The sequence below is a fragment of the Secundilactobacillus odoratitofui DSM 19909 = JCM 15043 genome, from assembly GCF_001434895.1.
In the GTDB taxonomy this organism is placed as follows: Bacteria; Bacillota; Bacilli; order Lactobacillales; family Lactobacillaceae; genus Secundilactobacillus; species Secundilactobacillus odoratitofui.
In genome coordinates this window covers 1,050-1,610 of sequence record NZ_AZEE01000018.1, presented here as the reverse complement: position 1 = coordinate 1,610, position 561 = coordinate 1,050, and the positions used below count along the sequence as shown (strand labels likewise).

1 protein-coding gene is annotated in these 561 nt (G+C 46.0%); it reads left to right on the top strand.

Features of this window, described 5'->3' with window-relative positions; translation table 11 throughout:
* A partial coding sequence (locus tag FD04_RS12965) for a hypothetical protein (RefSeq protein WP_169790167.1) occupies positions 1-561 on the top strand: 561 nt, incomplete at both ends.

Here is a 561-nt window from a genome sequence, read left to right as displayed (position 1 = left end):
GTTGAGCCGGACTCACTGACCGAGATTGAACCCGAATCACTCAATGACGTTGATGTCGAATCGCTTACTGATGTTGAACCAGATTCACTGACAGAAATCGAACCCGAATCACTCAACGACGTTGATGTTGAGTCACTTACTGATGTTGAGCCAGATTCACTGACAGAAATCGAATCTGAGTTACTCAACGATGCTGAAGTTGAATCACTTACTGACGTCGAGCCAGACTCACTAACCGAGACTGAGCCTGAATTACTCAATGATGTTGATGTCGAGGTTGAATCACTCAACGACGTTGATGTCGATTCACTTACCGATGTTGAGCCAGACTCACTAACCGAGACTGAGCCTGAATTACTCAATGATGTTGATGTCGAGGTTGAATCACTCAACGACGTTGATGTCGATTCACTTACCGATGTTGAGCCAGACTCACTGACCGAGATCGAACCCGAATCACTCAACGATGCTGAAGTTGAATCACTTACTGACGTTGAGCCAGATTCACTGACCGAGGTCGAACCCGAATCACTCAACGACGTTGACGTTGAATCACTTACT